The following is a 25169-nucleotide window of genomic DNA, read 5'->3' as shown; positions in this document are numbered from 1 at the left end:
TCGAGACACGGCGACGCGGCACCGCCGCGCTCTCGCCGGTCTGGCCGGCGCCCGCTAGTTATAGACGACCCGACAACGCAGGCCGATTTTCTCCCACTCGGCGGCTTCCCGGGTCAGGCTGTAATCGGTCAGGGGGTTGGCGTCGATCCAGGCTTTGGACAGGCTGACCTCGAACCCGTCGACCAGCTCGGCCACCTCGATTCTCGGCGGTAGCGTATCGGTGCGACGCCGGCAAAACAGCACCGCCAGCCGCAGACAAAACAATAAACGCCATTCCGGCGCATGGAACTGCGAGGTCAGTTTTCCCAACTTGCCGACATGGCCGAGCAACAACGCCGCCAGACGCGCCTGATCCTGACGGGAAAAACCGGGCATGTCCGCGTTGCTGCCGATGTAGGCTGAGTGCTTGTGGTAGGCGCTGTGCGAAATCGACAGCCCCATCTCGTGCAACGACGCAGCCCACTGCAGCAACGCTTGCTGGGCCGCCCGAAACTCCTCGTCCGGCTCGGGAAACTGCGAATACAGTGCGTTTGCCAGCCGCCCGACCCGTTCGGCCTGGGCACGATCGACCGAATAGCGTCGCATGAACTGCGCGACCGTGACAGCGCGCATATCTTCGCGATGCGAACGACCGAGCAGGTCATACAGCACGCCGAGCCGCAACGCGGCGTCGGTGGTTTCCATCACGTCGATATCGAACTCGTTGAACACCGACAGCATGATCGCCAGGCCGCCCGGCAATACCGGAATACGGTCCGACTTGAGCCCGCTGAGCTTGACCCGGTTGACGTTTTCCGCGCGGATCAAACTCCGCTTCAGGCGTTCGAGCCCAACGCGCGAAAGACCGGTGACGCCGTCGTCGTTGAAATTGTTGTCTTCGATCAATTCGGCCAACGCACGGGCCGTGCCGGAAGATCCAATGGCCTGGGCCCAGCCGGATTCTCGATAGGTTGCAGCGATGATCTGAATTTCACGCCGCGCCGCAAGCTCGGCTTGCTTCATCGCGTACTCGTCCACGTTGCCGCTGGGGAAGAACTGACGACTGTGGCTGACACAGCCAATATACAGACTCTCCATGATCAGCGGCTGGTAGTCCTGGCCGATGATGAATTCGGTCGATCCGCCGCCGATGTCAACAACCAGGCGCTGCCCGGCGCAGGTCGGTACCGAATGCGAGGCGCCGGCATAGATCAGCCGCGCCTCCTCGCGCCCGGCGATCACTTCAATGGGAAAGCCCAGCGCTTTTTCCGCCTTGGCGAGAAACTCCGAGGCATTCTTGGCAACCCGCAGGGTGTTGGTGGCAACCGCCCGCACATGATCGGGATGAAAGTCGCGCAAGCGCTCGCCGAATCGCTTGATCGCTTCGAGTCCACGTTTCTGTGATGCATTATCGAGATACTTGTCGGCATTGAGCCCAGCGGCGAGTCGTACCGGCTCGCGCAGCGCATCAACCTGATAAATCTGACTGCCGGCGGCGATTTCTTCCACCCGGCCAATAATCAGGCGGAAACTGTTTGAGCCCAGGTCTACCGCGGCCAACAAGTGAGGTTGTGCTGTCATAAGCGCTAGCATGGTGTCATCGGCGACCTGAGCGATTCAGGCGACGAGCGGCAAAGGCCGACGATAAAATAGGAAGGCGGTATGACAATGGCGTGAAAATCATGAATGTCATGTAACCGTAACAATCGGTATGAAAAATCACAATACTACTACTGGCGATTCTCGGCAAAAAATGAGCTACCCCCTGCTTAATCGCGAGCTTGGCATCTTGGCTTTCAACGAACGCGTTCTCGCTCAGGCGGCCGATCCGGAAACCCCCTTGCTGGAGCGACTTCGCTTCATTTGTATCGTCAGCAGCAATCTCGACGAGTTTTTCGAGATCCGCGTGGCCGGTCTCAAGGAACAGATGCGGGACAATCCGGGCGTACTGACGCAGGACGGCATGACGCACCTGCAAGTCTACACGCAAGTGTCCCAGCAGGCCCAGTCGCTGGTCTCCAGGCAATACGCAATGCTGTCGGACACTCTCTTGCCGCTGTTGGAGAAAGAGGGAATTTTCTTTCATGGCGCGGACGGGTGGAACGACGCGCAAAGGCAGTGGGCCAAGGACGTTTTCCAGCAGGAGTTGATGCCCGTGCTCACGCCAATCGGCCTCGATCCGGCGCATCCGTTTCCCCGCGTGCTCAACAAGAGCTTGAACTTTGCCGTCGAACTCGAGGGCAAGGATGCCTTCGGCCGCGACGCCGAATTGGCGATCGTGCAAGCGCCGCGCTCGCTGCCCCGGCTAGTGGCGATGCCGCCGGCCTTGTCCGGGCATCCTTACGGGTACGTCCTGTTGTCGTCTCTCATGCAATGCTTTGTCGGTGAGCTGTTCCCGAACCTGACGACCAAGGGTTGCCACCAGTTTCGGGTCACGCGCAATAGCGAATTATTTGTCGACGAAGACGAAATCACCAATTTGCGCACAGCACTGCAAGGCGAACTGCCCGCCCGTCACCTGGGTGACGCGGTGCGGATCGAAGTCGACGCCAATACCCCCGGGCGCCTGATACGCCGACTGCAGATCGAGTGCGGCCTGAGCGACGCGGACTGCTACCGGGTCAAGGGCCCCGTCAACCTGGTACGGCTGATGCAACTGCCCGACCTGGTTGACCGGCCCGATTTGAAATTCCTGCCGCATGTGCCGGCACTGCCCAGGCGGCTCGCTAATACCTCTGTGATCTTCGACGCGATCGACCAGGGGGATATCCTGCTGCATCACCCTTACGACAGCTTCCAGCCCGTCCTGGAGCTTCTGCTTCAGGCGGCCAAGGATCCTGCCGTGGTGGCGATCAAGCAGACCATCTATCGCACTGGCAACGAGTCGGCGCTGATGGATGCACTGATGGAAGCCGCACGCAATGGCAAGGAAGTGACCGTAGTGGTGGAACTGCTGGCGCGCTTCGACGAAGAGACGAATATCAATTGGGCCGCACAACTGGAGGCGGTCGGCGCGCATGTGGTGTACGGTGTCGTGGGCCATAAATGCCATGCCAAGATGCTGCTGATCGTGCGCCGCACGCAAACCGGCAAGCAAGTGCGACTCAAGCGCTATGTCCACCTGGGGACCGGCAATTACCATCCTCGCACGGCCCGTTTCTATAGCGACTTCGGCCTGATGACTGCCAATGAAGCGATGTGCCGCGACGTTCACCTGGTGTTCCAGCAACTCACGGGCATTGGCGGGCAAATTACCCTGAGTCATTTGTGGCAGTCGCCGTTCACGCTTCACACGGCATTGCTTGAGGCGATCCGCTTCGAGGCGCGCGCAGCCGAGGCCGGCAAAAAGGCTCGCATCATTGCCAAAATGAATGCGCTGCTCGAGCCAAGCGTGATCGCCGAGTTGTACAAGGCGTCCAAGGCTGGCGTCAAGATCGATCTGATCGTGCGCGGCGTGTGCGCGCTGCAACCCGGCGTGCCGGGTCTTTCGGAAAATATCAGCGTGCGCTCGATAGTCGGCCGCTTTCTCGAGCATCACCGGATCTATTACTTCCACGCCGGCGGTACGGAGCAAGTGTATTTGTCGAGCGCGGATTGGATGGACCGCAACTTCTTCCGCCGGATAGAAGTCGCATTCCCGGTGCTCGATAAAAAGCTCAAGGCCCGTGTGATTCGCGAAGGCTTGATGGTCCACCTGCGGGACAATCAATCGGCCTGGGTCATGCAAAGCGACGGCCGCTATCAGCGGCGACGTCACGGCAAGCGAATTTATAACAGCCAAAAGGCGCTATTGACGGAGTTGTGCGGAGAATAGCGTCATCGCAGGGCCCGCCGGGTCGGGCACAACAGGTGCCAAGCGCCGAGCCCGGCTCAGTCGCGCGAGACCGACGAGGCGGCATCCGCGTCGGCCTGCACCTGATCCCGCACGATGCGGCTTGCCGGGAAAATGATGGAGAAGGTGCTGCCCCGCCCTTCCTGACTCTTGATTTCGAGATGGGCCTGATGGCGTGTCAGTACATGCTTGACGATGGCCAGTCCAAGGCCGGTGCCGCCGGTGTCGCGCGAACGGCTGCGGTCGATGCGATAAAAGCGCTCCGTCAGACGCGGAATGTGTTGCGCCGGAATCCCCAATCCGGAATCGGTCACGCTGAAGATGGCGCCGCCGTCTTCCGTGCCGCGCCAATCGATTTTGATTCGTCCTTTGGCCGGCGTGTATCGCACCGCATTCGACACCAGGTTGCTGAAAGCGCTTTGCAGTTCGGTTTCCGCGCCCAGCACGGCCAATCCACTCTCGCAATTGACCGATATATCGTGCGTCTGGTTGGATAGCCCCGTCGCGTCGATACCCAATTGCTTCAGAATGCGAGTCATGTCGAGCCGCTGATCGACCGGCGGCAAGGTATTGCCCTCCAGCTTGGCCAAGGTCAGAAGATCGTCGACGATGTTCTTCATGCGCTCGGCCTGGCGCTGCATGATGTCGAGGTAACGGGCCTTCTCTTCCTCGTTGAGCGGGAGTTCCTTCATCGTTTCGAGAAACCCCGAGAGCACCGTCAGCGGCGTTTTCAGTTCATGCGACACGTTCGCGACGAAATCGCGTCGCATTGTCTCGGTGCGCTCCAGTTGCGTGATGTCGTGCGACAGAATCAGCTTGCGATTATCGCCATACGGGAATACCTGCACCGACAGGACGTTGTTGTGCTGCTCACCCATGTGATGCATGCTGAGCGCCTCATCGTAGCGGTGCATCGCCAGGTAGTGAACGAATTCCGGCTGACGCAACAGATGCGTGATTTGCTGGCGGACGTCGCGCCGCGCATTCAGGCCGAAATGCCGCTCGGAAATGGCGTTGCACCACTCGATTTGATTGTGCTCGTCGAGCATCACGACGCCATTGGGCGACGCCTGAATCGCCTGGATAAAACGATTGTGTTGCTGCTCGACCTGCCTGACCTGGTTATGCCAGCGCTTGGCCAGCCGATACAGGCGGTAATAGATCTCCCCCCACATGCCAATCGCGCTGGGCACTTCGCCATAGACCGGGGCGTCGAGCAGCCGCCATAGGCGCTGCGCATGGTAGGTATTGAACAGGACCTGCAGCAACAGGGCGGCGATCGCGAAGGCAAACCCGATTTTCGATCCGAAAAGCCAGCCCAGCGCCGCCGCCACCACACCGAGCAGGCAAGCCAAGGCGACTGTTCGCGCCCAGATGATATTCATAGCTTAAGCAATTGAACCATGTCCCCCGTGACTGCCATGACGTATGGCAGCGGCACAGCCCGCCACGCGCGGCATGTCAGCCGGATTTCGTCAGGCGATAGCCGCTGCCGCGCACCGTTTCAATCATGGAATCGTAGCCAGTCGGCTTGAGCGCTGAGCGCAATCGCTTGATATGCACGTCTACCGTGCGTTCTTCGACGAACACATGATCGCCCCAGACCTGGTCGAGCAACTGAGTGCGGCTGTGCACGCGCTCCGGGTGCGTCATAAAGAAATGCAACAGGCGGAATTCCGTCGGCCCCAGATCGAGTTTGATTTCCTCGCCTTCTCGCTGGCTGGTGACGCGGTGGGTGGCCGGATCGAGACGCAGGCCGTTGACGCTGACCGCGTCCTCGGTCAACTGCGGCGCCCGGCGGCGCAACACAGCCTTGATGCGCGCCATGAGCTCCTTGGGTGAGAACGGCTTGGTGACGTAATCGTCGGCGCCGAGCTCGAGCCCCATGATCTTGTCCTGCTCCTCGCTGCGCGCGGTCAACATGATGATCGGAATGTGCTTTGTGCGTTCGTTATTGCGCAATTCGCGCGCGAAGGCCACACCTGATTGACCAGGCAGCATCCAATCGAGCAAGACCAGATCGGGCAATACGTCGCTGATCAGCGTCTGCGCCTGTTCGGCGTTGTACGCTCGAATCGCATAATGACCCGCATGTTGCAGGTTGACCGAAATCAACTCGGAAATCGCTGGCTCATCTTCGACAATCAATATGCTGCTCGGCATTGCATCCTCTCAAACTGTCGCTGGTGTTATTTACCTAACGCTTCCCGTTCCAGATCTTCCTGCGATACATGGCGCACGTCGGTGCCGCGCACGATATAGATCACGAATTCGGCGATATTCTTCGCGTGGTCGCCAATGCGCTCGACCGCTTTGGCGATGAACAAAAAGTCGAGGCCGACCGAAATGGTGCGGGGATCTTCCATCATGTAGGTGACGAGCTTTCTGACGAACGCGCGGAATTCATCATCGATAGCCTTGTCGTCACGCACGATCTCGGCAGCTTCGGCAACGTCGAGCCGGGCGAAAGCGTCGAGCGTACGGCGCAACAGCGCCACCGCCATGTCGCCGGCGATTTTGATCTCGGAATGATTCAATGAGTGGCCAGCCGCATCGTCCATGATCCGACCGGTGCGCTTGGCGATCTTTTCGGCCTCGTCACCCGCGCGCTCCAGGTTGGTGATGGTTTTTGAAATCGCCATGAGCAACCGCAGATCGCGTGCGGCCGGCTGACGTCGCGCGATGATGTTGCTGCACTCCTCGTCGATTTCGATTTCCATCGCATTGAGCTTGTGCTCCTGCGCGCGCACGGTCTCGATCAGGCCACGATCGAAATTGTTCAGCGCCTGCATTGCATTGACGATCTGAGACTCGACCAGCCCGCCCATTTCCAGGACGCGCGAGCATACCTGATTCAGGTCTGAGTCGAATTGGCTGGACAGATGTTTGTCTGACATGGCTTCTCCTGTGTCATGAGTTAGCCAAAACGGCCAGTAATGTAGTCTTCGGTTTCCTTGCGGCTCGGTTTGATGAAGATCTTCTCCGTTTCACCAAACTCGATGAGCTCGCCCAGGTACATGTATGCGGTGTGATCGGAGCAGCGTGCAGCTTGCTGCATGTTGTGCGTCACGATGACCACGGTGTATTCGCTCTTGAGCTCGGCGATCAGCTCTTCGATGCGGCCGGTTGAAATCGGGTCGAGCGCCGAACAGGGCTCATCGAGCAGCAACACCTCGGGGCGAATCGCAATGCCGCGGGCAATACACAATCGCTGCTGTTGTCCGCCGGACAGACCGTGGCCGCTCTGATTGAGCTTATCCTTGACTTCGCTCCACAACGCCGCCTTGGTCAGCGCCCATTCGATGCGGTCGTCCATTTCGGAGCGAGAGAGCTTTTCGAACAACCGCACGCCGAATGCGATGTTGTCGTAGATCGACATCGGGAACGGCGTGGGTTTCTGGAACACCATGCCGACCTTGGCGCGCAGCAACGCGATATCCTGCTTGGACGTCAGCAGATTCTCGCCGTCCATCAGGATCTCGCCCTCGGCGCGCTGCTCCGGATACAGCGCATACATCTTGTTGAAGGTGCGCAGCAGCGTCGACTTGCCGCAGCCGGAAGGTCCGATGAACGCGGTTACCTTGTGTTCCGGGATGCGCAAATTGACATTTTTCAGCGCATGGAACTTGTCATAGTAAAAATTGAGGTCTTTGACCTCGATTTTCGGCTTGAAGGAAGTTTCGCTCAACATTGAAGTCATGATCGCCTTGCCAGTTTATTTTTTTGCGAATATCACACGCGCCAGAATGTTCAATCCGAGCACGCCAAGCGTGATGATGAAAACGCCCGCCCAGGCGAGTTGTTGCCAGCCCGCGTAGGGGCTCATCGCAAACTTGTAGATGGTGACCGGCAGGTTCGCCATCGGTTGATTCAAGTCAACGCTCCAGAACTGGCTGGACAGCGCGGTGAACAACAGCGGCGCCGTTTCGCCGGCAATCCGGGCCACGGCCAGCAGCACACCGGTGACGATGCCGGCGACCGAAGCCTTGAGCGTGATCAGGGAGATGATCTTCCATTTTGGCGTGCCAAGCGCAAAAGCGGCCTCGCGCAGCGCATTAGGCACCAGCTTGAGCATATTTTCCGTAGTGCGAATGATGATCGGAATCTCCAGCAACGCCAGCGACATGACGCCGGCCCAACCGGAGAAGCGGTCCATGTGCGCGACCATTACCGCATAAACGAACAGACCGATCACGATCGAGGGGGCAGACAGCAGAATATCGTTGATAAAGCGGATCAGGCTGGCCGCCCACGACGACTGACCATATTCGGCCAGATACACACCAGCCAGAATGCCAAGCGGCGTGCCGATCAACGTCGCCAGTGAAACGAGAATCAGGCTGCCGACGATCGCATTGGCCAAACCGCCGCCAGCCGAGCCGGGTGGCGGCGTTGCCGCGACGAACAGATTCAGCGAGAGGCCGCCGATACCCAGCGTGATGGTGGTGTAAAGAATCCAGAGCAGCCACCACAGACCGAAGGCCATCGCCAGCATGGACAGGGTGATCGCCAACGCGTTCTTGCGACGACGGCGAGCTTGCAGCCTGAGTTTTGTGCCGGCATTGATCTGCTTCAAGGCGGGCGTGATTTCGAGTGAGCGATCGTTCATTTTTTGCCCTCGATTCGCTCGAGACGCAGCAGCATCAATTTCGATAGCGACAGCACCACGAAGGTAATGAAAAACAGAATCAACCCCAACTCCATCAGCGCCGAGGTGTGCAGGCCAGGACCGGCTTCGGCAAATTCATTGGCCAGTGCGGACGTGATGCTGTTGCCCGGCGAATACAGCGACGCGTTATCGAGGATATTGGTGTTGCCGATCATGAACGTGACGGCCATTGTCTCGCCCAGCGCGCGCCCCAAACCGAGCATCACGCCGCCGATGACTCCGCTTTTGGTGAACGGCAGGACCACATTCCACATCACTTCCCAAGTCGTGCATCCGATGCCGTATGCCGACTCTTTGAGCAAAACGGGCGTGACCTCGAAGACGTCACGCATGACAGAGGCGATGTAGGGGATGATCATGATCGCCAGAATTACGCCTGCGGGTAGCAGACCGATGCCCAGCGGCGGCCCTTGAACCAGCGCCCCGATCAGTGGAACGTTGCCCAGCAGGTCCGCCAGCGGCGCCTGGAAGTAGACGCTGAAAATCGGTGCAAAAACCAGTAATCCCCACATGCCGTAGACAATGCTGGGGATGGCGGCCAGCAGCTCGATGGCCGTGCCTAGCGGACGCCGCAGCCAGAGTGGGGACAGTTCTGTGAGAAACAGCGCGATGCCGAAGCTGACCGGCACCGCGATGATCAACGCGATAATCGATGTGACGATGGTACCGTAGATCGGCACCAGCGCACCGTACTGGTTAGCGACAGGGTCCCAGTCGCTGGTCCAGAGAAACCTGAACCCGAATTTATGGATGGTCGGCAGCGACTGTATGCAAAGCGAAATAATAATGCCGCCCAGCAGAATCAACGCAACCAGCGCCGCCAGGCGCACTACCACCGCAAACACGACATCTCCGGCATGTCCGGGGGGCCGTGCCATGCCCGCGGCGAACGACTTGGAGGAGGTGGCGTCATCAGCCATAAATCGAGTTCTCCCAACACAACGCCGCCCAGGGTTGGGCGGCGTTTGCAGCGTTACAGCCTACTTAGACCTTATTGATAGATAGCCTTGCCGCTCTCATCCTTGATCGACTTTTTCCATGCCTGGCGGATCTGGTTGATCACGCTCTCCGGCAACGGAATGTAGTCGAGGTCAGAAGCCATCTTCAGACCATTCTTGAACGACCAGTCGAAGAACTTCAACACTTCGGCACCTTGAACCGGCTTGTCTTGCTTGGTGTGCAGCAGCACGAAGGTCGCGCCGACGATCGGCCAGGCATTCTTGCCCGGCTCATCGGTCAGGATCTGGTAGAACGATTTCGACCAATCCGCGCCGGCCGCCGCCGCCTTGAAGGTTTCTTCCTTCGGCTCGACCACGCTGCCGCTGGCGTTCTTCATCGCGGTGTAGGTCATGTGGTTCTGCTGCACGTAAGCGGACTCGACATAACCGATCGCGCCAGGCAGGCGTTGCACGAAAGCGGCGACACCCGGGTTGCCATTACCGCCGGCCGACGTCGCGGGCCACTTGAGCGACGTGCCAACACCCACTTCGCTCTTCCAGGTCGGGCTGACCTTCGACAGATAGTTACTGAAAATGAATGTCGTACCGGAACCGTCGGCACGACGCACCAGCACGATGGCCTGGTCGGGCAAATTCAGTTTCGGGTTGAGCGCCTGGATCGCCGGATCATTCCACTTCTTGACCTTGCCCAGGTAGATGTCGGCCAGAACCGGGCCGGACAAGACCATTTCACCCGGCTTGACACCCTTCAGGTTCACGACCGGCAAAATCCCGCCGATGACCGTCGGGAATTGGAACAGGCCATCCTTGGCCAGTTGCTCGTCGGTCAGCGGAGCATCCGAGCCGGCGAAGTCAACCGTTTTGGAAATGATCTGCTTGATACCGCCGGAAGATCCGATACCTTGGTAGTTAACCTTGTTGCTGGTCGCCTTTTGATAGGCATCAGCCCACTTCGTATAGATCGGCGCAGCAAACGTGCTGCCGGCACCGGTGATATCGGCAGCAAAAGCCGAACCGGCGATAACGATACCTGCCAAGCCAGCCACTGCTGTTTTCATGAACTTCATGGATCCCCCAATGATTTGTGGAACGAGATTTGAACACCGCGAAGCTTAACGACGATATATGACAATATTGTGTCAATTATAGTCTTTCACATGACTGTCATCCAACCCAATTTGCCGGGTTCGGCCTGTCGGCAGGATAAAAACGCCCGCCAGGCGAAAGCGTGGCAGGCGTTGCTCGCGTGGCGGCGTGATCGTGTCAGCCGGTAATTTCGGCTTGCACCGTATTGGCCAACCGCTCGGCACACTGGGTGGCGATATCCGCCTGATGCGCCTCGACCATTACCCGCAGGACCGGTTCGGTACCGGAGGCCCGGATCAGCACACGCCCCACTCCGGCCAACTCATGCTCGACCCGCGAGCACTCGCTTTGCAGCGCCGCACTGGACTGCCAGTCGTAGCCGGCCGGCATCCGTACGTTGATCATGCGCTGCGGGAAAAGATCGACGCCATCGAGCAGCAGTGCCAGCGGTTGTTGCGCGCGCTTTAGCGCCGCCAGCACCTGGAGCGCGGAGATGATGCCGTCCCCCGTGGTGTGCTTGTCGAGGCAAAGGATATGCCCTGACCCTTCGGCCCCAAGCAGCCAACCGTGCGCGCGCAGCTGTTCGAGGACGTAGCGATCGCCGACCTTGGCGCGCACGAACTGCACGCCCAGCGACTGCAGGGCCAGCTCGATCGCCATGTTTGTCATGACCGTGCCGACCACGCCGTTGATCTCGCCGTGGCGCAAGCGGTCTTTGGCCAGCACGTAGAGAAGCTCGTCGCCGTTGAAAAGACGCCCGCTGCCATCGACCACCTGCAGCCGATCCGCGTCGCCGTCGAGTGCGATGCCGAGGTCTGCCTGATGCGCCTGCACCGCGCGTACCAGGTTGTCGGGTGCCGTCGCCCCATAGCCGTCGTTGATGTTGAACCCGTTGGGTTGATTACCGATGGCAATCACTTCGGCGCCGAGTTCGTGGAAGACGTGCGGGGCAATGTGATAGGCCGCGCCGTGGGCGCAATCGATCACCAGTTTCAGGCCACGCAAGTCGTAATCGTTCGGGAATGTACTTTTGCAGAACTCGATATAGCGCCCCGCCGCATCGTCCAGGCGGCGGGCCTTGCCCAGCTCTTCGGAGGCGACGCACTGCATGGGTTCGGCGAGTTGACGCTCGATATCGGCTTCGATCTGATCGGCCAGCTTGTTGCCATCGGCCGAGAAGAATTTGATGCCGTTATCCTGGTAGGGATTGTGCGAGGCGCTGATGACGACGCCGGCGTTCAAGCGCAACGCGCGGGTGAGGTAGGCCACCGCGGCAGTCGGCATTGGCCCGGCGAGCATCGTATCTACGCCGGCAGCGGCAAAGCCGGCTTCGAGCGCCGCTTCAAGCATATAGCCGGACACTCGGGTGTCCTTGCCGATCAGTACGGTGGGGCGGCCCGATGCCGGCGCATTCGCGGCCAGCACGACGCCCGCCGCGTAACCGAGTCGAAGCACAAAATCCGGTGTAATGGGCGTCTGCCCAACGGTGCCACGAATTCCGTCGGTACCAAAATAACGTCGTTTCATGCATTCCTCATGCTTGTTCTACCTTGGGAGTGGCGGCTTTGACGGCTTGCCACACTTTCAATGCGTCGACTGTAGGCGCCACATCGTGCACCCGGATGATGAAAGCGCCACGCTCGGCCGCGCACAGGGCGGCGGCAACGCTGGCGGCTTGTCGCTCGGTCGGCATTTTACGCCCGGTCAGTTGCCCGAGCATGGATTTGCGCGACATGCCTACGAGCACGGGCCATGGACCGTGCGCCAGCGCCCCAAGGCGACCTAGCAGCGTGAGATTGTGATCCAATGTTTTGCCGAATCCAAAGCCCGGGTCGATACAGATGCGGGAACGGGCAATGCCATTCGCCTCCAGCATGCTCGCCTGCATCGCCAGGAATTGCCCCACCTCGGCCGTCACGTCGCGGTAACTGGGGCCCGATTGCATGGTCAACGGATCGTTGAGCATATGCATGACGCACACGCCGCACCGGCTGCCGACGATCGCGTCGACTGCACCGGGCTGACGAAACCCCCAAATGTCATTGATCATATCGGCGCCGGCATCGAGCGAGGCCCGCATGACGGCCGGCTTATAGGTATCGATCGACAATGGCACGCCGCACTCCCTGAGTGCCTCCACGACCGGAATGACCCGTTCCAGCTCCTGCTCCAGCGGCAAGGGGTCTGACCCCGGCCGGCTGGACTCGCCGCCGATATCGATAATATCGGCACCCTCCGCCAGGAGTTGCTCGGCCTGCTGCAATGCGCTATCCCGAGTGATAAATCGACCGCCGTCGGAGAATGAATCCGGCGTGATGTTGAGGATACCCATCACCAACGGACGACTCAGGTCAAAGGTGAATCTTCCGCACGTGTAGACGGCAGAATCTGGCAGCGCAGCAGTGAAACTCATGGTGTTTGTCGGGGTTGATCAGGCAGGGGGCGCAGCGCAATCGGTAGCGCGATAAAAAAGGCCGGCGCTAGGCCGGCCCCGATACTGAATGTATTTGTCTTAGATCGTCGCCGGCGCATTGGTCGGCTTCAACGGCGCATTCCCGCCGGGCGGCGTGCTGCCACCCGAGGCGCCGCCACTCTTCGGCGGACGCGGTGGCCGGCCGTCCATGATGTCGTTGATCTGGTCGGCATCGATCGTCTCCCAGTCCATCAACGCGTGGGTCATGGCCTCGACCTTGTCGCGATTCTCCTCGAGCAGACGCTTGGCCAGCGCGTATTGTTCGTCGAGAATACGGCGAATCTCGGCATCGACTTTCTGCTGCGTGGCCTCGGATACCGACTTGGCCGACATGCGCCCGAACACGGATTCCTGCTCGGTGTCGACGTAGACCATCGGCCCCAACGCATCGGACATGCCGTAGCGTGTGACCATGTCGCGCGCCAATTTCGTGGCACGCTCGAAATCGTTCGAGGCCCCCGTCGACATCTTGTTGAGGAATACTTCCTCCGCGGCGCGACCGCCGAACAGAATGGCAATCTGAGTCAACTTGGTGTCGCGGTATTCCGAATAGGTGTCATGTTCGGGCAACTGCCAGGTCACGCCCAAGGCCCAACCACGCGGCATAATCGTGACCTTGTGCACCGGATCGGCGTTTGGCAGCATCTTGGCCACCACGGCGTGCCCCGATTCGTGATAGGCCGTTGCCAGCTTTTCTTCCTCGCGCATCACGGCCGACTTGCGCTCCGGCCCCATGAATATCTTGTCCTTGGCATCCTCGAAATCCTGCATCTCGACGATGCGCTTGTTGCCGCGCGCGGCAAACAGCGCCGCCTCGTTGACGAGATTGGCAAGATCGGCTCCCGAGAAACCGGGGGTACCGCGAGCGATCACCGACGGATCGACATCATTAGCGATCGGCACTTTGCGCAAATGCACTTTGAGAATCTGCTCACGGCCGCGAATATCGGGCAGGCCGACATACACCTGACGGTCGAAACGGCCAGGACGCAGGAGTGCCTTGTCAAGCACGTCGGAACGGTTGGTCGCGGCAATCACGATGACGCCCGAATTGGCGTCGAAGCCGTCCATTTCGACCAGCATCTGGTTCAGCGTCTGCTCGCGCTCGTCGTTACCGCCGCCCATGCCGGCGCCGCGATGCCGCCCGACGGCGTCGATTTCGTCGATGAAAACGATACAGGGCGCCTGCTTCTTCGCGTTCTCGAACATGTCGCGCACACGCGCCGCGCCAACGCCAACGAACATTTCAACGAAGTCCGAACCGGAGATGCTGAAAAACGGTACCTTGGCTTCGCCGGCAATGGCTCGGGCAAGCAATGTCTTACCGGTGCCTGGCGGACCGATCAACAGCACACCGCGCGGAATTCGACCACCGAGCTTCTGAAATTTTTGCGGATCCTTGAGGAAGTCGACCAATTCGCCGACCTCGTATTTGGCCTCGTCGCAGCCCGCGACGTCGGCAAAAGTGATGACGTTATTGTTCTCGTCGATGAGTCGCGCACGGGACTTGCCAAACGAAAAGGCACCGCCTTTCCCGCCCCCCTGCATCTGTCGCATCATGTAAAACCAGAAGCCGATGATGAGCAGCGTCGGCCCCAGATAGTAGAGCGCCGACATCAGGAGGTTGGGTTCGTCGTCCGCCTTGCCGGACACCTGAACGCCGTATTTCATCAGGTCGCCCACCATCCAGATATCGCCGGGCGACACAATCGAATATTTCTGACCTTCGACGGGGGTGACCTGGAGGTTGCGTCCTTGGACGACCACGCCCTTGACCTTGCCGTCCTTGGCATCGTTCATGAATTGCGAGTAGCTCACGTTATTCTGAACGTGTGGCTTATCGAATTGCTTGAAAACAGTAAACAGCACCAGTGCGATCACCAACCACACCGCTGCCTTGGAAAACATATTGTTGTTCAAAGCGCTACTCCTTCATGAAATCGCTTTGCGCCAGCTTTCATTTTAATCCACTCCCGTAGGTGCCGCCATAACGAATATTTAACCGGCCGATAGCCAAAAACTTGGCTTTGCGGCCAATCATCCGGGATTTTTAAGGTTTTTGCCCAAAATGAACGTTTCCGCCGATTTGTCGCGTGAGGCCTTGGGCTTGCGCGGCGCCACCACCTTGAACTGCCGCTTGAATTTTTCCACGATCTGACTGTAGCCACTGCCATGAAAGCATTTGACCAACAATGCGCCTTCCGGCTTCAAATGTCGTTGAGAGAATTCCAGCGCCAAATCACATATATGCCCGACGCGCGCCGCATCCGCCACGGCAATGCCGGATAGGTTGGGGGCCATATCGGAAAGTACAAGGTCCACTTGACGCTCGCCGAGAATTTCTTCCAACCGGCCGAGCACTTCGTCGTCCCGGAAATCCCCCTGAATGAAGTGGACGTCAGCCACAGGAGCCATCGGCAGCAGGTCCAGCGCGATGATGGTGCCGTCGATGCCACCCTCAACCCGGTTTTTACCGTCCGCCAGCTTGTTGCGCACGTACTGGCTCCAACTGCCTGGCGCCGCCCCGAGATCGACGATCACCTGTCCAGGCCGAATCAACTTGTCCTGCTCGTCGATTTCCTTCAATTTGTATGCCGCGCGAGCCCGATACCCGTCGCGCTGCGCCATTTTGACGTAGGGATCATTGATGTGATCGTGCAGCCACGACTGGTTAAAGCGGTTTTTTGCCATGAAACTCTAAAAACCCTGCAAATTTGCTGGATAATACGCCTTCGCACGCCCAGCAAACGATTTTATGGGCGCTTCTCCGATTTTCTCCCGGCCGCCGCTATGCCCGCTTTGTCTCTTTCCCCTGCCCGCCGCGCCGAACTGCGCGCTGCGGCACACGCCTTGAATCCCGTGGTCCTGATCGGCGCGGATGGGCTGACTCCAGCCGTTCTCAAGGAGATCGATCTCGGCTTGAACGCGCATCAGTTGATCAAGGTGCGCGTTTTCGGCGATCAGCGCGAGGAGCGCATCGCCATTTACGAATCGATTTGCGACCAGCTTAACGCCGCGCCCGTTCAGCATATCGGTAAACTCCTGGTCATCTGGCGCCCGGCCGAACCCGGCAAGTCGACCGACGCCCCTGGAACCCGCAAGGGCCGTGGCCCCAAGGTGGTCACCGTAATCAAGTCCAGCACCAACCCGGGCCGTCGGCCCACGGTGAAGAAAGTGGTGGTACGGGGCAATGAGCGGCTGACCTCGGGTGGCTTGCTCAAAAAGGCAAAAAAACGGCAGAGCAGCGTCAAGCGCCGTCAATCTGACGCATGACGGCGCCGGCCGGGAGCCGCCAGATCAGCGCCAGCCCAAACAGGCTTTGCAGGACATAGAAGCCGGTCGACACGCCATGCAACAAACCGAAGCGCGCCGCGTAGGCGGAGTGCTCGACGTCGACTCCGGCGGCGGCGGCCGAGGCGCGCAACTGGTCCATCCAGGGCGCCAGCGCAAAATATCCGAGCAGAACACACGCCATCATGCCCGCCACGATCCAGCGCAGCGGGCGGTATGCTGCTGCACCGCCAGGCTGCCGGGACAGCGTATTGGCCAACAGCAACAGAAAAAAGCCGCAAACGACACCCAGAATGGCCTCCGAGCGGAAGAGACTGCCGGCCAGAGAACCGGCCGTCCGACGATCATCCAGCAGCAAGAACAGGGTCGGCGCAACCAGATAACCGATGGTCCATTGACTGCCGCACCAGACAGTCGCCAGCAAACGAAACAGCCTCGCCGGGACGGGTGCGCCGACCGCGTTGTACGAGTCAGATGTAGCGGACATCAATGATCTCGTACTCGCGCACGCCGCTGGGAGCCTGCACCTCAGCCACGTCCCCGGCGTACTTGCCGATCAACGCACGAGCGATCGGCGAGCTTACCGAAATCTTGCCGGTATCGAGATCGGCCTCATCGTCCCCGACGATCTGATACTCCACGGTCTTGCCATCCTGCAGATCTTCGAGCTCGACCGTGGCCGCGAAAACCACGCGGCCGTCGGCGTCCAATTGCGCAGGATCGATGATCTGCGCTGCCGACAACTTGGACTCGATCTCCATGATCCGGCCCTCGATGAAGCTTTGCTTTTCCTTGGCCGCGTCGTACTCTGCGTTCTCTGACAAATCGCCCTGCGCACGGGCCTCGGCGATCGCATTGATGACAGCCGGACGTTCGACGGTCTTGAGTCGATGGAGCTCGGTCTTCAACTGCTCGGCTCCCTGCTTGGTCAATGGGACGGTACTCATACGCAAATTCCAAAAGGCAAAAAAATTACCGCAGCAAAGCCGCATTCGCTTTCGCGAACGCCGCTCAACCGCGGCTGTGTCAAAACAGTATAACGGGTTTAGGCACGCGTTTCAAAAAGCCGGCGGCCAGCTCGCTCCTGACGCAACGGCCCGCCGCCGCGCTCCGCAACGCCGCGTCTAGTTCAGGCGCGCATGCAGACCCTGCAAATCGTAGACTTCCAGGTTTTGCAGATATTTCAGCCCTTCGACGGCCGCACGCGCGCCCGAGATGGTCGTGTAATAGGTGACCTTGTGCGCTTGAGCGGACATCCGGATCGAACGGGAATCGGCTATCGCAGTGCGCGTTTCATCGACAGTGGTGAACACCAGCGCCAACTCGCCGTTCTTGATCATGTCGACGATGTGCGGACGGCCGTCCTTGACCTTATTGACCACCTTGACAGGGATGCCGGCCGACTCGATGGCAGCGGCGGTACCGCGCGTGGCGACGATCGGATAGCCAAGCCCATGCAGCATACGGGCAACTTCCACCGCGCGCGGCTTGTCGCTGTCCTTCACAGTAATAAGCACCGCGCCGGACGCCGGCAAGCGCGAGCCGGCGGCGAGTTGCGACTTGAACAGCGCCTCGCCAAACGTCTCGCCCACCCCCATGACCTCGCCGGTCGAGCGCATTTCCGGTCCGAGAATCGGGTCGACGCCCGGGAATTTCACGAACGGGAACACCGCCTCCTTGACGCTGAAATACGGCGGCGTCACTTCCTTCTCGACACCCTGCGCGTGGAGCGACTGCCCGACCATGCAGCGTGCGGCGATCTTTGCCAATTGCAGGCCGGTGGCTTTGGATACATACGGCACCGTGCGGGACGCGCGCGGATTCACTTCCAGCACATAAACGACGTCCTGCCCGTCTTGCTGCTGGATGGCGAACTGCACGTTCATCAGCCCGATCACATTCAGCGCCTTGGCCATCGCGGCCGTCTGCCGCTTCAGTTCGGCCACTGTCTGCTCCGACAGAGAGTACGGCGGCAACGAGCACGCAGAATCGCCCGAGTGCACGCCAGCTTGCTCGATGTGCTCCATGACCCCGCCGATGAACACCTCCTTGCCGTCGGAGATGCAGTCGACATCGCACTCGATTGCATCGTTCAGGAAGCGATCGAGCAACACCGGACTGTCGTGGCTGACCTTGACCGCCTCGCGCATGTAGCGCTCCAGGTCGCGGGGCTCATGCACGATCTCCATGGCTCGCCCGCCCAGCACATAGGACGGCCGCACGACCAGCGGGTAGCCGATTTCAGCGGCCAGCACGAGCGCCTGGTCCTCGGTGCGCGCGGTGCGGTTGGGTGGCTGGCGCAATCCAAGCTTGTGCAGCAGTTTCTGGAAGCGCTCGCGGTCTTCGGCCGCATCGATCATGTCCGGGCTGGTGCCGATGATCGGCACGCCATTGGCTTCCAGATCGAGCGCCAGTTTGAGTGGTGTTTGACCGCCGTACTGCACGATCACGCCGAAGGGCTTCTCCTTGTCTACGATTTCCAGCACATCTTCGAGCGTCAGCGGTTCAAAATACAGGCGATCCGAGGTGTCGTAATCGGTCGACACTGTCTCCGGATTGCAGTTGACCATGATGGTTTCATAGCCATCCGCGTGCAGCGCGAGCGCAGCATGCACGCAGCAATAATCGAACTCGATGCCCTGACCGATGCGGTTCGGGCCGCCACCGAGTACCATTACCTTCTTGCGGTCGGTCGGTTGCGCTTCGCACTCCTCCTCGTAGGTCGAGTACATATAGGCGGTCTTGGTGGCAAATTCGGCCGCGCAAGTGTCGACGCGCTTGTAAACCGGGCGAACATTCAACGCCAGACGCGCCGCACGCACTTCGGCCGGCTTGGCGCCAAGCAGCTTCGCCAGACGACGGTCGGAAAAACCGCTCTGCTTGAGGAAGCGCAGTTCCTCGGCAGACACGCTCGCCAGCGCACGGCCCTGCAGCGCCCTTTCCTTACGCACGATATCTTCCAGTTGCGCCAGGAACCACGGGTCGATCGAGGTTTCCGCGTAAATCTCTTCGAGACTCATGCCCAGACGGAAGGCGTCCCCGACGTACCAGATGCGGTCCGGCCCCGGCTCGCCAATCTCTTCGATGATTTCGTCCCGGTCGGCGCTCTTCTCGTCGAGCCCGTCGACGCCGACCTCCAGACCGCGCAACGCCTTCTGGAACGACTCCTGGAACGTGCGGCCAATGGCCATCACCTCGCCGACCGATTTCATCTGGGTCGTCAGGTGCGGATCGGCCTCGCGGAATTTTTCGAAAGCGAAGCGCGGCACCTTCGTCACGACGTAATCGATGGTCGGCTCGAACGAGGCCGGCGTAGCGCCGCCGGTAATTTCGTTGCGCAATTCATCGAGCGTATAGCCCACCGCCAATTTGGCCGCGACCTTGGCGATCGGGAAGCCAGTCGCCTTCGAGGCCAGCGCCGAAGAGCGCGACACGCGAGGATTCATCTCGATCACGATCATCCGGCCATCTTTCGGATTGATCGAGAACTGCACATTGGAGCCGCCGGTATCCACCCCGATTTCACGCAGCACCGCCAGCGACGCGTTGCGCATCAATTGGTATTCCTTGTCGGTCAGCGTCTGGGCTGGCGCCACGGTGATCGAGTCGCCGGTATGCACGCCCATCGGATCCAGGTTCTCGATCGAACACACGATGATGCAGTTGTCGGCCCTGTCGCGCACGACCTCCATCTCGAATTCCTTCCAGCCCAGCAGCGATTCTTCGATCAGCAACTCGCGGGTCGGCGACAGATCGAGGCCGCGCTTGCAGATTTCCTCGAATTCTTCGCGGTTGTAGGCGATGCCGCCGCCCGACCCGCCCAGCGTGAACGACGGACGAATCACCATCGGATAGCCGCTGCCGCCGATCTGACGAGTGATCTCCTGCTGTACCGCGAGGGCCTCTTCCATCGAATGGGCGATCCCCGATTTGGCCGACCCCAAGCCAATCTTGGTCATCGCGTCCTTGAACTTCTGACGGTCTTCGGCCTTGTCGATCGCCTCGGGCGAGGCGCCGATCAGTTCAACCTTGTACTTGTCGAGCACGCCATGCCGATGCAGGTCGAGCGCGCAGTTCAGCGCCGTCTGCCCGCCCATGGTCGGCAGGATCGCATCGGGTCGTTCCTTGGCGATGATGCGCTCGACGACCTCCCACGTGATGGGCTCGATATAGGTCACGTCGGCGGTGTCCGGGTCGGTCATGATCGTGGCCGGATTGCTGTTGACCAGGATGACCTTGTAACCCTCTTCGCGCAGCGCCTTGCAGGCCTGGGCACCGGAGTAATCGAATTCACATGCCTGCCCGATGATGATCGGGCCTGCGCCGATAATGAGTATGCTTTGAATGTCTGTGCGCTTTGGCATAACGATCTCGATAAAAATTAGCTCAGTGTCGCCGTCGCCAGCTTCAGGCCGAAGCCGAGGAACAGCAGGCCGACGCTGCCGGTCGCGCCGGCGCTCAGCCTGCGCCGACGGCGCAGATGCTCGGCAAGACGCGCCCCCGCGAGAATCAGCGTGCTCAAATAGAGGAAGCTGAAAAACTGGCAAATCAAGCCAAGAATGGCAAACGGCAACGCTGGATGGGCATAGGCCGGATCGACGAACTGGATGAAAAAGGAAACGAAAAACAATATCGCCTTGGGATTGAGCAGACTGATCACCAACGCCTTCGAAAACGGCTGCCGGTCATCCACCGGCGCCGCGACGCTCTGCGGCACCGCTGCGCGCGTCTTGCGCCAGGCAGCGCGCAGCATGTTCACGCCCATGTAGAGCAAGTAAGCGGCGCCTGCGTACTTCACGGCGAAGAAAACCGCGGGATTGGCCTTGAGCAGCGAGGTCACGCCGGCGGCCGACAACGTCATCAGCACCGTGTCGCCCAGGAACACGCCGCACGCGCCCTGGTACCCGCGACGCACGCCCCGCTGGGCGGCTACCGACAGCACGTAAAGCGAATTCAGCCCAGGCAGCAGCACGATAACGATCACGCCGGCCAGATAGGTCCACAGGTTCACAATCCCGAACGATTCGGCAAACACGGGATCTCCCTCACGCCTTGGCGGCCGCTTTCGCCGCGTCCATCAATGCGATGAAGCGGTCGAACAGGTACCCCACATCGTGCGGTCCGGGAGACGCCTCCGGGTGGCCCTGAAAGCAGAACGCCGGCTTGTCGGTGAACTCGAACCCCTGCAAGGTGCCGTCGAACAACGACACATGCGTGACACGCGTGTTGGCCGGCAGCGAATCGGCATCGACCGCGAATCCGTGGTTTTGCGAGGTGATCACCACGCGACCGTCAGCGAGATCTTTCACCGGGTGGTTCGCGCCGTGGTGGCCGCATTTCATTTTCAGCGTCTTGCCGCCCACCGCCAGGCCCATGATCTGGTGCCCCAGGCAGATGCCGAAGGTGGGAATGCCGCGCGCCAGAAATTCGCGCGTCGCATCGATCGCGTAATCGCACGGCTCCGGATCGCCCGGACCGTTGGACAGGAAAATCCCGTCGGGATTGAGCGCGAACGCCTCGGCCGCGCTGGTTTGCGCCGGCACCACGGTAACATCGCAGCCGCGCGCGGCGAGCATGCGCAGAATATTGCGCTTGACGCCGAAATCGTAGGCCACAACCTTGAAGCGCGGCGCCGTCAGGGTGCCGAAACCAGGCTTGCCGTCGCCGTTGTCGAGTCGCCACTCGGTGTCAGTCCAGCCGTACGGCTCGGTGGTCGAGACGACCTTGGCCAGATCCATGCCGGCCAGCCCGGGGAACGAACGCGCCAGCGCGATCGCCTTGGCTTCGTCGACTTCGCCAGCGAGGATGCAGCCGTTTTGGGCCCCCTTGTCGCGCAGAATACGCGTTAGGCGCCGGGTATCGAGGCCAGCGATCGCCACGACGCCCTCGGCCTTCAAATACTCGGACAGCGTTTGCTCCTGGCGGAAATTAGAGGACAACACGGGCAGATCGCGGATGATCAAGCCGGCGGCATGCACCTTGCCGGCCTCGACGTCCTCATGATTGACCCCCACGTTGCCAATATGCGGATACGTCAGCGTGACGATCTGGCGGGCATAGCTGGGGTCGGTGAGGATTTCCTGATAGCCGGTGATGGCGGTGTTGAACACCACTTCACCGATGGTATGCCCGGCAGCGCCGATGGCATATCCGCGAAAGACCGTGCCGTCAGCGAGCGCAAGCAGAGCGGGAGAAAAAGACGGCAGCACGGGAACTCCTGAAGGGATCACCCAGGCTGCCACCCTATCGTCCGCCGCAACGGCTTTCGCCTCGAATGCAGACGCGCTCGGTAAGGCGCGCGGCCGGCTTCAGGCAACGGACGAAAGTTTAGGATGGGGTCGGCGCTAGGGTGAAGGTTGAATGACTTAAACCTTAAAATTATATCCCAAAAGCCTTAATTCTCAAAGCCATAGCGTTAGGGCGCGCCCTGCGCCAGCACTTCGTCGGGGCTCGCCTGCATGGTCGGCGGCACCGGAAAATGGATGCCCGCACGCTGCGCAGCCCTGACGATATGGTATTCCATCGCGCGCCCGGCAGCGGTTGCGTCGCGGCGCTGCAGCGCCTCCAGTATCTCCACATGCTCATGATAGGTCGACAGCACCAGCTCGCGCTGATAGAACGGCAGACGCTGGCTCTCCATCACGATTTCGGTGCTGCCGCGCAAGATATCGGCAATCGCCCCGTTGCCCGCCATGCCGACGATGCGCAGGTGAAATGCGAAATCCAGTTGCGCGGCCTCGTCAAAACGCCCCTCGCTCAGCGCAATGCGCATCGATTCGACGTTATCGGCCAGCCATGCGATTTCATCGGCGCTCGACGCCAACGCCGCCAGACGGGCTGCAAACCCCTCGAGGGCATAGCGCAACTGATAAGTATCGGCCAGCGAGATCTGATCGGCAAAACGCCACGCCACGCCGGTGCGTTCGGACAGATCGCTGACATAGACCCCCTTGCCCGGCCGGATCGCCACCATTCCCAGCGCTTCCAGTGTCGACAAAGCTTCGCGCAGCGAGGCCCGGCTGATCTCGAGTTCCTCGGCCAACTGACGCTGCGACGGCAGCATCGCCCCGGCCGGATAGACCTGCCGCTCGATCCGCTCCCGGATCGTCGCAACGGCCGCATCAGTCACCGCGTGCGAATTTGTCTTCATTCAACATCACCTGTCGTTGAGCGCCCGTGCCGATGCCGGGCCTTATCACGCCATTGTACGACGCGCGCGGCAGCCGATCACCCTCGCCTCATGCCGCGCGGCGCAAACTCGCGCCGCCGGGGCCTAGGGATATCCCGGAGCAAGAAGTGCTTGACCGCCGCATATCGAATTACTAATATCCGCCATAACACAACTGGTCTGACCGGTATGATGTGTTACCCCGTACAATGAAAACCGTTGGAGACAAGCCATGCCCCGCTTCCTCAATTCTTTGTTTGGCCGCGTCGTCATCGCGCTGGTCGTCGGCATCGGACTAGGTGCCTTTTTCCCGCATTTCGGCGAAAGTCTGCGGCCATTTGGCGACGGCTTTCTCAAGCTCATCAATATGGTGATTGCGCCTATCGTGTTCTGTATCGTGGTCAGCGGCATGGCCAGCGCCGGCGACCTCAAGAAAGTCGGCCGCGTCGGCGTCAAGTCGATTGTCTATTTCGAGCTGATCACCACTTTCGCGCTGGTGATCGGTGCCGGCCTGGCATATTTCACCCGGCCTGGCGCCGGCATGAACGTCGACGTCCATAGCCTTGACGCGTCCGCGCTGACGACCTATACCGAGCACGCGAAAAGCCTGAAAGACACCGCCGGCTTCATCTTGAAGATCATTCCCCACACGGTGTTCGACGCCTTTGCCAGAGGTGACATTCTGCAAGTGCTGGTTTTCTCCGTCCTGTTCGGCGCCGCCTTGTCGCTGCTCGGTGAAAAAGGCAAGCCCGTGGCCAGTCTGATCGATAGCCTGGCGCAAGTCTTTTTTCGCGTCATGAGTTTCATCATCAAGCTCGCCCCCCTGGGCGTACTTGGCGCAGTGGCCTTCACCACCGGCAAATACGGCGTCGGATCGCTCAAGCAGCTTAGCCTGCTGGTACTGGTGTTCTACGCGAGCTGCGTGGTATTCGTCGTGGGCGTGCTGGGCATCGTCATGCGTTTGGCGGGTTTCAGTATCTTCAAGTTCGTCCGCTATTTCCGGGAAGAGCTGCTGATCGTCCTCGGGACCGCCTCCTCGGACGCGGTGTTGCCCCAGATCATGCGCAAGCTGGAATGGATGGGAATCAAGGATTCGACGGTCGGGCTGGTGATTCCGACCGGCTATTCGTTCAATCTCGACGGCTTTTCGATTTATCTCACGCTCGCGGTGCTTTTCATTGCCCAGGCGACCAACACGCCGCTGTCGATGCACGATCTGATTTTGGTCGTACTCGTCTCGCTGCTCACGTCCAAGGGCGCGCATGGCATCCCCGGCTCGGCCATCGTGATTCTGGCCGCGACGCTCACGGCCATTCCCGCCATTCCGTTGCTCGGCCTGGTATTGATTCTGCCGGTCGACTGGTTCGTCGGGATCGCCCGCGCAGTCACCAATCTGCTGGGTAACTGCGTCGCCACGGTGATCATTTCCTCGTGGGAAAAAGATATCGACAGGGCTCGCGCGCACCGCGTGCTAAATGGTGAGTTGGCGTATGAGCCGGTCGCCCCCGAACTCACGGAAAGCGATGCGCTGCCGTCGCCGCAACTCGCCCGCAAAGCCATCTAACTGTCCGCATTCACCTCAAAGGAATCCCCCATGGCAGTCGTCACCCTCGACCCGAACGCACCGGAGTATGTGCGCCGCTACGTGAACCTGGCCGATCCGCGGCTGGGCGCGCAGGCCCTGTTTGCCACCGACGAATTCTTCGCCGCCA

Annotated in this window: 21 protein-coding genes and 1 pseudogene; 4 read left to right on the top strand and 18 right to left on the bottom strand. The window is 60.2% G+C overall.

The window, feature by feature from the left end; translation table 11 throughout:
• Nucleotides 1-54 precede the first annotated feature (54 nt).
• On the bottom strand, nt 55-1560 hold the full coding sequence (ppx, locus tag EPN80_RS17195) for an exopolyphosphatase (protein ID WP_293030069.1): 1506 nt from the start codon (nt 1558-1560) through the stop codon (nt 55-57).
• 130 nt (nt 1561-1690) lie between these two features.
• Between ppx and ppk1 the strand changes: the two genes are divergently transcribed.
• The gene (ppk1, locus tag EPN80_RS17190; protein WP_293030067.1) at nt 1691-3793 is read left to right on the top strand and encodes a polyphosphate kinase 1; all 2103 of its coding nucleotides are present in this window, start codon (nt 1691-1693) and stop codon (nt 3791-3793) included.
• 56 nt (nt 3794-3849) lie between these two features.
• Here the strand turns inward: ppk1 and phoR are convergent, their stop codons facing one another.
• The 11 genes from phoR to EPN80_RS17135 all read right to left on the bottom strand — a co-directional run bounded on the left by phoR (nt 3850) and on the right by EPN80_RS17135 (nt 15689).
• Nucleotides 3850-5196, bottom strand: coding sequence for a phosphate regulon sensor histidine kinase PhoR (phoR, locus tag EPN80_RS17185; RefSeq protein WP_293030064.1), 1347 nt, complete (start codon nt 5194-5196; stop codon nt 3850-3852).
• Between the two features lie 76 nt (nt 5197-5272).
• Nucleotides 5273-5974 (bottom strand): phosphate regulon transcriptional regulator PhoB, encoded by a 702-nt coding sequence (gene phoB / locus EPN80_RS17180; protein WP_293030060.1) that lies wholly within the window; start codon nt 5972-5974, stop codon nt 5273-5275.
• Nucleotides 5975-6000: 26 nt separating this feature from the next.
• Complete coding sequence (gene phoU / locus EPN80_RS17175; protein WP_293030058.1) at nt 6001-6708, bottom strand: phosphate signaling complex protein PhoU; 708 nt, start codon at nt 6706-6708, stop codon at nt 6001-6003.
• A gap of 20 nt (nt 6709-6728) precedes the next feature.
• Nucleotides 6729-7511 (bottom strand): phosphate ABC transporter ATP-binding protein PstB, encoded by a 783-nt coding sequence (gene pstB / locus EPN80_RS17170; protein ID WP_293030055.1) that lies wholly within the window; start codon nt 7509-7511, stop codon nt 6729-6731.
• Between the two features lie 15 nt (nt 7512-7526).
• Nucleotides 7527-8420 carry a phosphate ABC transporter permease PstA gene (gene pstA / locus EPN80_RS17165; protein WP_293030053.1) on the bottom strand — a complete coding sequence of 298 codons (894 nt, stop codon included), beginning with the start codon at nt 8418-8420 and terminating at the stop codon, nt 7527-7529.
• The gene (gene pstC, locus EPN80_RS17160) at nt 8417-9400 is read right to left on the bottom strand and encodes a phosphate ABC transporter permease PstC (RefSeq protein ID WP_293030050.1); all 984 of its coding nucleotides are present in this window, start codon (nt 9398-9400) and stop codon (nt 8417-8419) included. The genes pstA and pstC overlap by 4 nt, the downstream gene beginning before the upstream one ends.
• A gap of 71 nt (nt 9401-9471) precedes the next feature.
• Nucleotides 9472-10506, bottom strand: a complete 1035-nt coding sequence (gene pstS, locus EPN80_RS17155; protein ID WP_293030047.1) for a phosphate ABC transporter substrate-binding protein PstS — start codon at nt 10504-10506, stop codon at nt 9472-9474.
• 196 nt (nt 10507-10702) lie between these two features.
• Complete coding sequence (glmM, locus tag EPN80_RS17150; RefSeq protein WP_293030044.1) at nt 10703-12052, bottom strand: phosphoglucosamine mutase; 1350 nt, start codon at nt 12050-12052, stop codon at nt 10703-10705.
• Nucleotides 12053-12059: 7 nt separating this feature from the next.
• A complete protein-coding gene (gene folP, locus EPN80_RS17145; RefSeq protein ID WP_293030127.1) occupies nt 12060-12857 on the bottom strand; it encodes a dihydropteroate synthase in 798 nt (265 codons plus the stop codon).
• A 180-nt stretch (nt 12858-13037) separates the two neighbouring features.
• On the bottom strand, nt 13038-14918 hold the full coding sequence (gene ftsH, locus EPN80_RS17140; RefSeq protein ID WP_293030041.1) for an ATP-dependent zinc metalloprotease FtsH: 1881 nt from the start codon (nt 14916-14918) through the stop codon (nt 13038-13040).
• A 117-nt stretch (nt 14919-15035) separates the two neighbouring features.
• Nucleotides 15036-15689 carry an RlmE family RNA methyltransferase gene (locus tag EPN80_RS17135; RefSeq protein WP_293030038.1) on the bottom strand — a complete coding sequence of 218 codons (654 nt, stop codon included), beginning with the start codon at nt 15687-15689 and terminating at the stop codon, nt 15036-15038.
• A 99-nt stretch (nt 15690-15788) separates the two neighbouring features.
• Between EPN80_RS17135 and EPN80_RS17130 the strand changes: the two genes are divergently transcribed.
• The gene (locus EPN80_RS17130; RefSeq protein ID WP_293030124.1) at nt 15789-16271 is read left to right on the top strand and encodes a YhbY family RNA-binding protein; all 483 of its coding nucleotides are present in this window, start codon (nt 15789-15791) and stop codon (nt 16269-16271) included.
• Here the strand turns inward: EPN80_RS17130 and EPN80_RS17125 are convergent.
• From EPN80_RS17125 to EPN80_RS17100, 6 genes are all read right to left on the bottom strand, one after another.
• A complete protein-coding gene (locus EPN80_RS17125; RefSeq protein ID WP_293030036.1) occupies nt 16246-16776 on the bottom strand; it encodes a DUF4149 domain-containing protein in 531 nt (176 codons plus the stop codon). The two genes, EPN80_RS17130 and EPN80_RS17125, sit on opposite strands and share 26 nt — an antisense overlap.
• Complete coding sequence (gene greA, locus EPN80_RS17120) at nt 16760-17236, bottom strand: transcription elongation factor GreA (RefSeq protein ID WP_293030034.1); 477 nt, start codon at nt 17234-17236, stop codon at nt 16760-16762. Before greA ends, EPN80_RS17125 begins: the two co-directional genes overlap by 17 nt.
• 177 nt (nt 17237-17413) lie before the next feature.
• A complete protein-coding gene (carB, locus tag EPN80_RS17115; RefSeq protein WP_293030032.1) occupies nt 17414-20653 on the bottom strand; it encodes a carbamoyl-phosphate synthase large subunit in 3240 nt (1079 codons plus the stop codon).
• Between the two features lie 17 nt (nt 20654-20670).
• Nucleotides 20671-21324 (bottom strand): leucine efflux protein LeuE, encoded by a 654-nt coding sequence (gene leuE, locus EPN80_RS17110; protein ID WP_293030030.1) that lies wholly within the window; start codon nt 21322-21324, stop codon nt 20671-20673.
• Nucleotides 21325-21334: 10 nt separating this feature from the next.
• A complete protein-coding gene (gene carA, locus EPN80_RS17105; protein WP_293030028.1) occupies nt 21335-22498 on the bottom strand; it encodes a glutamine-hydrolyzing carbamoyl-phosphate synthase small subunit in 1164 nt (387 codons plus the stop codon).
• Nucleotides 22499-22704: 206 nt separating this feature from the next.
• Complete coding sequence (locus EPN80_RS17100) at nt 22705-23439, bottom strand: FCD domain-containing protein (protein WP_293030024.1); 735 nt, start codon at nt 23437-23439, stop codon at nt 22705-22707.
• A 250-nt stretch (nt 23440-23689) separates the two neighbouring features.
• Between EPN80_RS17100 and EPN80_RS17095 the strand changes: the two genes are divergently transcribed.
• Together EPN80_RS17095 and EPN80_RS17090 are read left to right on the top strand one after the other, a co-directional pair.
• Nucleotides 23690-25021, top strand: a complete 1332-nt coding sequence (locus tag EPN80_RS17095) for a C4-dicarboxylate transporter DctA (protein WP_293030021.1) — start codon at nt 23690-23692, stop codon at nt 25019-25021.
• A gap of 30 nt (nt 25022-25051) precedes the next feature.
• A pseudogene (locus EPN80_RS17090) lies at nt 25052-25169 on the top strand (allantoicase); the annotation flags it as partial.

Origin of the sequence: Pandoraea sp., assembly GCF_004297875.1 — a bacterium.
Classification (GTDB): Bacteria; Pseudomonadota; Gammaproteobacteria; order Burkholderiales; family Burkholderiaceae; genus Pandoraea.
Note: the sequence above shows the minus strand (reverse complement) of the source record. Positions and strands in the feature narration are given on the sequence as shown.

What these genes read in the sequence shown, in the direction of transcription:
- ppx (WP_293030069.1), bottom strand. Translation starts at nt 1,560, where the DNA reads ATGACAGCACAACCTCACTTGTTGGCCGCGGTAGACCTGGGCTCAAAC.
- ppk1 (WP_293030067.1), top strand. Translation starts at nt 1,691, where the DNA reads ATGAAAAATCACAATACTACTACTGGCGATTCTCGGCAAAAAATGAGC.
- phoR (WP_293030064.1), bottom strand. Translation starts at nt 5,196, where the DNA reads ATGAATATCATCTGGGCGCGAACAGTCGCCTTGGCTTGCCTGCTCGGT.
- phoB (WP_293030060.1), bottom strand. Translation starts at nt 5,974, where the DNA reads ATGCCGAGCAGCATATTGATTGTCGAAGATGAGCCAGCGATTTCCGAG.
- phoU (WP_293030058.1), bottom strand. Translation starts at nt 6,708, where the DNA reads ATGTCAGACAAACATCTGTCCAGCCAATTCGACTCAGACCTGAATCAG.
- pstB (WP_293030055.1), bottom strand. Translation starts at nt 7,511, where the DNA reads ATGACTTCAATGTTGAGCGAAACTTCCTTCAAGCCGAAAATCGAGGTC.
- pstA (WP_293030053.1), bottom strand. Translation starts at nt 8,420, where the DNA reads ATGAACGATCGCTCACTCGAAATCACGCCCGCCTTGAAGCAGATCAAT.
- pstC (WP_293030050.1), bottom strand. Translation starts at nt 9,400, where the DNA reads ATGGCTGATGACGCCACCTCCTCCAAGTCGTTCGCCGCGGGCATGGCA.
- pstS (WP_293030047.1), bottom strand. Translation starts at nt 10,506, where the DNA reads ATGAAGTTCATGAAAACAGCAGTGGCTGGCTTGGCAGGTATCGTTATC.
- glmM (WP_293030044.1), bottom strand. Translation starts at nt 12,052, where the DNA reads ATGAAACGACGTTATTTTGGTACCGACGGAATTCGTGGCACCGTTGGG.
- folP (WP_293030127.1), bottom strand. Translation starts at nt 12,857, where the DNA reads ATGGGTATCCTCAACATCACGCCGGATTCATTCTCCGACGGCGGTCGA.
- EPN80_RS17135 (WP_293030038.1), bottom strand. Translation starts at nt 15,689, where the DNA reads ATGGCAAAAAACCGCTTTAACCAGTCGTGGCTGCACGATCACATCAAT.
- EPN80_RS17130 (WP_293030124.1), top strand. Translation starts at nt 15,789, where the DNA reads ATGCCCGCTTTGTCTCTTTCCCCTGCCCGCCGCGCCGAACTGCGCGCT.
- EPN80_RS17125 (WP_293030036.1), bottom strand. Translation starts at nt 16,776, where the DNA reads ATGTCCGCTACATCTGACTCGTACAACGCGGTCGGCGCACCCGTCCCG.
- greA (WP_293030034.1), bottom strand. Translation starts at nt 17,236, where the DNA reads ATGAGTACCGTCCCATTGACCAAGCAGGGAGCCGAGCAGTTGAAGACC.
- carB (WP_293030032.1), bottom strand. Translation starts at nt 20,653, where the DNA reads ATGCCAAAGCGCACAGACATTCAAAGCATACTCATTATCGGCGCAGGC.
- EPN80_RS17100 (WP_293030024.1), bottom strand. Translation starts at nt 23,439, where the DNA reads ATGAAGACAAATTCGCACGCGGTGACTGATGCGGCCGTTGCGACGATC.
- EPN80_RS17095 (WP_293030021.1), top strand. Translation starts at nt 23,690, where the DNA reads ATGCCCCGCTTCCTCAATTCTTTGTTTGGCCGCGTCGTCATCGCGCTG.